This window comes from Nostoc sp. DedSLP03 (assembly GCF_034530815.1).
GTDB lineage: Bacteria > Cyanobacteriota > Cyanobacteriia > Cyanobacteriales > Nostocaceae > Nostoc.
On sequence record NZ_JAVRCK010000064.1, the window covers coordinates 42,617 to 50,887 of the forward strand.

Here is an 8,271-nt window from a genome sequence, read left to right on the forward strand (position 1 = left end):
AAAGGGACGCATTGGCAAATTTAATTAGCTACGAATTAATCAAATGTTGTACTAACCCAAGTTGCGGGTTATAAATCAATACAGTTCAGTTAAGCTTTTTTCTCTCCCCCTGCTCCCCCTGCCTGCCTAAATTCATCCCTCTGTTCTGCAACGCCGAAAATTATTCTTGCAGACGAGCAATTACACAGTGCATAATTTTAATTTCATTCACAATTCGATCCAGTTCTGTAGAGAGTGGAGTTTGTTCTCGAACGGCTTGTAATGTGGGAGTTAAAGTGTTGGAATTGGTAGCAATTTCTGATAACCGGGCAGTATGTAGCTGTTGGATTTGGTTGTGAATTGCTTCGAGATCGCTATCCAGCGCTGGTAATGGTTGGGGTGAGTGTCCCTGTCCAAGGGCATCTGCTAAGTTTTCTAAAACTTGGACAATGGTATCGGCAAGTCGCTTGAGTTCAGTAAATTGGTACTCGCCGCTAAATTCCCGCAGATGTTCTGCCAAAGTTGTTACCGAACTGAAAAAGCCACGAATGTATGTCATCAGCGTCATTACAGGTTCGATTTCTCCCTGAATGTGACGAGGTTCGCTGAACAATCGTTGAGCTGCGGCGTTGGCGTTGACGTTCTCTAGTGCTGCTTGGTGGCGTAGCATATTGATAGAATCAGCGATCGCATTATGTTCTGGATGAAGATAGTTAGCTATTACTTGCTGAAAGTAAGCAAGATTAGCTCGAATTGTCTTTTCTAGTTGTGCAGGAAGTTGCTGTCGTTCCCAAGTAGGGAAAAGCAAATAACTACCAAGTAGTGCTAAGACACCCCCAGCAAAGCTATCGAAGATCCGCAATAATCCAACCTCCCAGCCACTTGCACTAATCATGTTGAGTAGCAATATGATAGCGGGAGTGAGCAGTATGATGAATATGCTGTAACTTAACGATCGCACTGACATCGCCACAAATACTAGCAGCAGGAAACAAACTGCGATCGCCAATTGATTCTTAACTAGTAAAATCAAAGCAATGCCAATAATTCCACCTAAAATAGTACCGATGACTCTTTGGACTGTTGTCTGTGACGTTCCGCCAAAGTTGGGTTTGAGTGCAACTAAAGCTGTGAGCGTGATCCAGTAGCCTCTAGGTAGTTGGAATACCGAGGCAATTAATTCAGCAAAAGTTACGATCAGTGCGAGGCGCAACGCATGACGAAAGAGGACTGAATCAAAAGTGAAGTTATTTCGCAGCGTATCAATGATTGTAGAACGTTCTGGTTGGGCTGGAGGGGAAATATCTCGTTGAGCAATGCTGTTACGCAGTTTTCCTTGGCTTAAATCTGTAACAATCTCTGCATCAGTATGAATTTGCTCTACTAGCTTTGTCAAACTGGCTGTAATCTTCCCAAGGTTGAGGAGATCGGAATAATCATCTGTCTGAGCATTGATAGTTTGATTAAGGATTTGTGAACGCAGAACTTGCCTTTGGTGTTCTAGTGCTTCAAGACTGCGATCGAGATCCCCTAAGTGAGGTGAGTTTTTTCCTTTAGCGATCGCTTCTGATAACATTTGCAGAGCAATTGCCGACTGTTGTATAACTTGTTGAATTTCTGGCTGTAACCGAGAAAATAATTGATGTTCGGATGCGATCGCTAATAGTTCGTTCAGTGCGACAACAGAATTAACAATTTGATTTACATCCTCGATTAATACGAGTAACTGATTTCCTCGTAGGTTAGCTCCTCTTTGCCTAGTCCAAATAGTTGTCCAGACGCTACGGGCAGATATCAAGTTTTGAATAACTGTATCCTGAGCTTGCAAAAATCGCTGTTCCCACTCCTGACGATCCTTTGGATTCAATGCTCTGTGGCCTAACAAGTCCACAAAATTGCTTAAAGAGAAATAACAGTTAGCAACTATCTGCATTGCAGGTACATAAGGACGCACCACCCACAGTCCTAATGACAAGACAGTTGTCCATGTTCCACCAGCCAGACATAGCCCACAATGTTGAATAAGAGTAGGCAAATTAGAAAATGCAGCGAATCTAGCCAGCGCGATCACAAACATGATCGAAGTAATCAAGCTGACAGATGCAGCCACGTTGCCATAAAGATTTGCTAAACCTGCGATAAATATTACCAAGAATGTGGTCGGGACAGCTAACCAGAGATGACTGCTAACCAGACTTGCGATTAGGAACATCACAGTTACCCCAATCGTAGCTGCGATCATCGCAATTGCTCGCTGACGGTAGGCTCCGTCAACATTTACCATCCCAACAAACCAAGCTGCCATAGTGGCGATCGCACTTTCAGCAGTATGACCTGTAATGATGCCAATTCCAATCGGAACACCCAGTACAAAAAGGCTACGCAATCCAGAGGAAAGGGCGGGTTTACCTGGCTGGAGTTGAAACTGCTGCAACAACCAACCCAGAGGACGTTTATCTGTAAATGACATTATCAGACTGGCGATTATAACAAAGCGCGATCGCTTCTTACAGCATTTTAGCCATTCTTGAAATAACTATTTTTTCTCTGTAAGGAAGGCGGTTTAACAATGGTGCATTAGTATATGAGAGTTTAACCAAAAAATCTCATTTCTATTCGCTTCGTGACCAGTTGTTATTTATATTCGAGCCTGAACTACGTCGAGATTACGAATTTTATATTAGTGAACAAGCTGAAATTACTGGTTATAAAACATTAGTTACATCTAATTTGCAACAAGCATCAGACCTAACTGTTGGTAATCTTTATTACTACTGGGTTGGTGGGGTCGAAGAGGATAGACCAGAGGGTTTTAGCGGTAGAGTTGATGGTATTGGTTGATGTAGAGGATGAGGTATGGAAAGAAAAGTCATAGAGGTTGAAGAGTTGCTGCGCCGATATGCTGCTGGGGAACGAGATTTCGCCTGGGTTAAGTTGCGTGTTCCTGATAGAGGGCAGGACTACTATTGGGCTATAGGGGCTGGCAGCATTTTGAATAGAGCCAATTTGAATGGGATTAATTTGAGTAATGCTGACCTCAGATACGCTGGCGAGATGAATGGTATCAATTTGAGTGGTGCCAATTTGAGTGGAGCTTGGTTTGATTGGCCCATGAGAGATGCTAACTTGAGTGGGGCTAATCTCAGTAATGCCCACATGACCAAGGTTTCCTTGGATAGAGCCAACCTGAGCGGTGCTAATCTGAGTGGTGCCAATTTGTCCTTCTCCCAACTTGGTGGTGCCAACCTGAGCGGTGTTAGCTTGAAAGGAGCCTATATAGGTAGATGCGGTTTGAGCGGGGATTTGAGAGGTGTTGATTTGAGTGGTGCTAACTTGACCTCCACCGATTTGATGAATATTGATTTGACCGGAGCCAACCTGAGCAACGCTATTTTGGAGGGTACTTATATCAAAGATGCTAACTTAACTGGGGTTAATTTGGAAGGTGCCAAGCTGGAGAGAGTTACTTTCATTAATACCATCATGCCAGATGGTAGTATTCGGAATGAAACCCCACCAAGATAGAATTTACTACCGCACATGCACGAATCAAATTGAAGCGTCTTTATCCCTCAATTATTTATTGACAGACTACTAGATTAACCCCTGAAGAGTGAAAGTAAATAAAATTATCCTCTACTTAAACCCCATCATGGCTATCCCAGAGCTCGAACAACAACTCCTTCAGCTTTCCCCCAACGATAAATTGTATATTATCCAATTCCTTGCCCAAAGCCTGAACACACACAACACCCACCCAGATCAACCCACCAAACTTTCAGAATTCTTCCGTCAATCCCCCTTGGCTGAACTCACCGAAGAACTCGACCTTAGCCGAGGCTTGACATTGCTAAAAACCCTCATTGAGTCCCTAGAACTAGAAACCCAAATTGAAATTCCAGAATATCCTTTGACTAAATTCTATGGATGTATTCAAGATGAAACATTCTTTCGCCATTCCCAAGGACAACAACAAGAACGCGAACCCATCCTGTGAAATTTCTGCTAGATACTAACACTTGCATTATCTATATGCGTGGTAAAAATTTCACATTAAAGCAGAAACTAGAAACCACTGCTACTCACGATTTTGCAAGTGCGATCGCACCGCTCTTGCTAATACAATTCTCTCTAAATCTTTACCTTTTCTCACCAAATCATCAACTTCATCACGGTGACTAACTCGCACCACATCTTGTTCAATAATTAGTTTAATAGTTCAAGCGTACTATAAATCCTGCTCAAGTTTCGGGTGGGTGTCGGTAAAATTGGATGTATATCAATCACCATAAAGGTTTGAAGTTTCGCACCGGAAACTAGTCTAAACTCCAGTATTGAGTGGAAAACGTTTTAGTCAATTTTGCGAAGTTTCGGTTAAAAATAAAAAAGTCATTATTGACACCATCAAAAAAAACCGAAAACAGTTATAAATATATCTTGGGTGAAAAAGTACTTAAGTTCTGTGCTAAATCTATCTTTGTCTGTAGAGGAATTTGGGTATGCCAAGACGCAAGCGCGGAGTTATACTCACTTCTGTTGGTTTACAGAAGTTTGAGGAAGCAAGGCACAAGTTTGAGTTTCGAGATAATTTTGGCAAGAGATTTACTCTTGAAGAGTTAAGCTACCGCACTAACTTAGATCCTCTAACAATTAGAAAAGTTTTGAACCGTAGGAAGGGAGTTGACAAGCGAACACTTGAGGCTCTCTTTCTTGGTTTTGATAGCTCTCTATGCGAAGGCTACTATTCAACCTCAGATTCCAATGGCCGTCAAGATTGGGGGGAAGCTGTTTCTGTCTTAGCATTTTACGGACGTACAGAAGAACTCAGTACTCTGGATGAATGGCTGCTGAAGGATTCGTGTCGGTTAGTTACCATTCTTGGAATGGGTGGAGTCGGAAAAACTTCTCTGTCGATTAAATTGGCAGAACTAATGCAAGACAAATTTGATTGTATTGTCTGGCGATCGCTGTATGACGCTCCACCCATTGATACATTCTTGGGTAGCATCATTCAGTTTCTGTCTGACGAGCAAGAAACCGAGGCAGAATTGCCGGAAAGCATTAGTGATAAAATTTCCCAACTGCTTAACTACTTTAAGGAAATGCGCTGCTTGGTCGTGTTCGATAATGTAGATGCTGTATTACGTGGTGGGAGTCGAGCAGGACAATATAGGGTTGGATATGAGCAGTATGGCGAACTCCTCAAACGAGTAGGTAAATCAGAGCACCAGAGTTGCTTGCTACTCACAACGCGAGAAAAACCGAAAGAGGTCGCCTCTTTAGAAGGAGAAGCCTTGCCAGTGCGAACTTTGCGATTGGGTGGACTAAAAGAAGGAGAGGGAGAGGAAATTCTTAAGAGCAAGAGGCTCAAGGGTTCAGAAACTCAATTCAGCGCACTGGTCAAACGCTATGGAGGCAATGCCTTAGCTTTAAAAATTGTCGCAACTACAATTCAAGATTTATTTGATGGTTATATTTCTGAGTTTTTAAAGGAGGAAACCACCGTATTTGGCGATCTTCGCGATCTATTAGAGCAGCAATTTGAGCGTATATCTGATGAGGGAAAGCATGTAATGTACTGGCTAGCAATTAATCGGGAGCCAGTTACCCTCTCCAAGTTACGAGAAGATTTAGTATTGCCTTTTCCACAACTCAATTTAGTTGAAACGCTGGAATCTTTGGGACGGCGATCGCTTATTGAACGACATACAACTTGCTTCACTCTACAGCCAGTCGTGATGGAGTACGTGACAAGTCGCTTGGTTGAACAAGTTTGTGAGGAGATTGCAAAGCAGGAGTTTTCACTTTTTAGAAGCCATGCTCTGATCAAAGCTACCGCCAAAGACTATATCAGAGAGACTCAAATTCGTCTGATTCTCTATCCCCTGATTAACCGATTAATTCCACTGTTGCAAGGTAAAAAAAACTTGGAATATGAACTGACTCAAATCTTACTCAAGCAGCGAGAGAAGTCACCCTTGGAGCCGGGATATGTAGCAGGTAATATTCTTAACTTACTCAATCAACTAGAAACTAATTTAACAGGCTATGATTTCTCTGGTTTAACCATTTGGCAGGCTGACCTCCGAGATGTAAATTTGCAAAATACAAATTTTGCTTATGCCAATCTAGCGAGGTGTACGTTTACTGAAACCTTTGGCGCTATTCATGCGGTAGCCTTTAGTCCTGATGGAGAACTTCTGGCGGTAGGTGACAGTAATGGAGAAATTCATCTCTACCAAGTTAGCGATGTGCAACCAGTCTTCATCTGCACGCGACACAAGAGTTGGGTAACATCACTGACGTTCAGCCCTGATGGTAAGATTCTCGCTAGCGGTAGCACAGATTATACAATAAAGCTATGGGATGTTAGTACTGGTCAGTGCCTTCGCACCTTAGAAGGGCATACAAATGAGGTTTGGTCGGTTGCATTTAGCCAAGATAATTGCACATTAGCAAGTGGTAGCGATGACTGCACCGTGAAGCTATGGAATAGCAGCACTGGAGAATGCTTGAAAACACTTGAGGGACATCTTAGTTGGGTACTCTCTGTTGTCTTTAGGGGAAATACTCAACTGTTGAGTGGTAGTGACGATCGCACCGTTAAATTGTGGGATATCAACACTGGAAAGTGTATGCAAACGTTTGAAAAGCATCATAATAGTGGAATCCGGTCAATTACCCTCAGTCCAGATGGTCAGATACTAGCAACTGGCAGCGAGGATCAAACTATTAAGCTATGGAAGACTCAAACGGCTGAATGTCTCAAAACACTTCTGGGGCATTCAAATCGAGTTTTTTCTGTGGCCTTCAGCCCACAAGGCGACCTTTTGGCTAGTGGTGGGCACGATCATACCGTGAAGTTATGGAATGTCGATACGGGTGAATGTTTCAAAACGCTGCAAGGACATTTCAGTTGGGTTTTTTCAGTTGCCTTCAGCCCCCAAGGTAAGTTTCTGGCTAGCGGCGGCCACGATCAAACCGTGAAGCTATGGAGTTTCGAGACAGGTGAATGCCTCAAGACCCTACAAGGATATACCAATCAAATACTCTCTGTCACCTTTAGTCCTGTTAGTGCTAGTTTGTCAAGCATTGGTCAAATTTTTGCTAGTAGCAGCCGCGATCGCACTGTGAGGTTATGGGATGTTGCAACTGGCGAATGCCTCCAAGTGTTAAAAGGACATTCCAACTCGGTTCATTCAGTTATCTTTAATCATCAAGGAAATATCCTAGTCAGCAGTAGTGTAGATAAAACACTAAAAATATGGGATGTTTCTTCAGGTCAAACCTTAAAAACTTTACAGGGACATCGCGCCGCAGTTTTATCGATTGCCTTTAGTCCCGACAGCCAGACGATCGCAAGTGGCAGTGAAGACTGTACTATAAAATTATGGGATGTTCGTTCGGGTCGAACCTTAAGAACCTTACAGGGACATAACGCTGCGGTTTGGTCAGTTGCCTTCATCTCTCAAGGCGAGATATTGGCAAGTGGCTCCTGGGATCAAACGGTCAAGTTATGGGATATTCACACGGGTAACTGCCTCAGAACATTGGCAGGACACACTAGTTGGATTTGGGCAATTGCGATCGCTCCCGATGGTAATATCCTGGCAAGTGCTAGTCCAGATCGAACAATCAGGCTGTGGAATCCAGACACGGGTGAGTGCCTGAAAGTTTTACAAGCGGACACAAACTGGTTGCAATCGATCGCCTTTAGCCCTAACGGCAGAATACTGGCTAGCACTAGTCACGATCTGACAATCAAGTTGTGGGATGTCTCTACAGGCGAGTGTCTGAAAGTTTTGCACGGACATACAGGCTTGGTTTGGTCAGTTGCTTTTAGTCCAGACAACCAAACCTTAGTTAGTGGCGGTGACGATGAAACGATTAGACTTTGGGATATCGTAACAGGCAAATGCTTAAAAACCATGAGAGCAAGTAAGCCCTATGAACAAATGAATATTTTCGGAGTTAAAGGTTTAACTGAGGCGACAACTGCCACGTTGACCTCTTTAGGAGCAGTTATCTAAATTCAAATCATTAGCCTAGTAGTCTGCCAACCCAAAAATGCGCTTGTGAGGACTGGGGAAAGGGGAAAGGGTAAAGGGTAAGGGATAAAAAACCTTTCCCCCTTAGCCTCGTTACCAGCTTGGAGGCTGGGAATGTATTCCCAGAGGGCTGCTGCCTCTGGTCAAGAAAGAGGAGGCGAAGCCTCCCAGAATGGATTCCCAGCCTGGAGGCCTTGTCATTACCAACATCTTTTAAAGTGAGGTAGGGATGTAATAGAGTCAG

5 protein-coding genes and 1 pseudogene are annotated in these 8,271 nt (G+C 43.3%); 4 read left to right on the forward strand and 2 right to left on the reverse strand.

Annotated features, from left to right (window positions below; translation table 11 throughout):
* Positions 1-160 precede the first annotated feature (160 nt).
* Positions 161-2,449, reverse strand: coding sequence for an FUSC family protein (locus tag RM368_RS25945; protein ID WP_322696701.1), 2,289 nt, complete (start codon positions 2,447-2,449; stop codon positions 161-163).
* A gap of 161 nt (positions 2,450-2,610) precedes the next feature.
* On the opposite strand from RM368_RS25945, the gene RM368_RS25950 reads away from it, so the two are divergent.
* The 3 genes from RM368_RS25950 to RM368_RS25960 all read left to right on the forward strand — a co-directional run bounded on the left by RM368_RS25950 (position 2,611) and on the right by RM368_RS25960 (position 3,976).
* The gene (locus RM368_RS25950) at positions 2,611-2,820 is read left to right on the forward strand and encodes a hypothetical protein (protein ID WP_322696702.1); all 210 of its coding nucleotides are present in this window, start codon (positions 2,611-2,613) and stop codon (positions 2,818-2,820) included.
* Positions 2,821-2,835: 15 nt separating this feature from the next.
* Positions 2,836-3,504 (forward strand): pentapeptide repeat-containing protein, encoded by a 669-nt coding sequence (locus RM368_RS25955; RefSeq protein ID WP_322696703.1) that lies wholly within the window; start codon positions 2,836-2,838, stop codon positions 3,502-3,504.
* Positions 3,505-3,631: 127 nt separating this feature from the next.
* A complete protein-coding gene (locus RM368_RS25960) occupies positions 3,632-3,976 on the forward strand; it encodes a hypothetical protein (RefSeq protein WP_322696704.1) in 345 nt (114 codons plus the stop codon).
* An 81-nt stretch (positions 3,977-4,057) separates the two neighbouring features.
* On the opposite strand, the pseudogene RM368_RS25965 reads toward RM368_RS25960, so the two are convergent.
* A pseudogene (locus RM368_RS25965) lies at positions 4,058-4,186 on the reverse strand (formyltetrahydrofolate deformylase); the annotation flags it as partial.
* 292 nt (positions 4,187-4,478) lie between these two features.
* On the opposite strand from RM368_RS25965, the gene RM368_RS25970 reads away from it, so the two are divergent.
* Positions 4,479-8,009: an NB-ARC domain-containing protein gene (locus tag RM368_RS25970; RefSeq protein ID WP_322696705.1), complete on the forward strand. Its 3,531-nt coding sequence runs from the start codon at positions 4,479-4,481 to the stop codon at positions 8,007-8,009.
* Positions 8,010-8,271: the final 262 nt, after the last annotated feature.

What these genes read in the sequence shown, in the direction of transcription:
- RM368_RS25945 (WP_322696701.1), bottom strand. Translation starts at nt 2,449, where the DNA reads ATGTCATTTACAGATAAACGTCCTCTGGGTTGGTTGTTGCAGCAGTTT.
- RM368_RS25970 (WP_322696705.1), top strand. Translation starts at nt 4,479, where the DNA reads ATGCCAAGACGCAAGCGCGGAGTTATACTCACTTCTGTTGGTTTACAG.
- RM368_RS25955 (WP_322696703.1), top strand. Translation starts at nt 2,836, where the DNA reads ATGGAAAGAAAAGTCATAGAGGTTGAAGAGTTGCTGCGCCGATATGCT.
- RM368_RS25960 (WP_322696704.1), top strand. Translation starts at nt 3,632, where the DNA reads ATGGCTATCCCAGAGCTCGAACAACAACTCCTTCAGCTTTCCCCCAAC.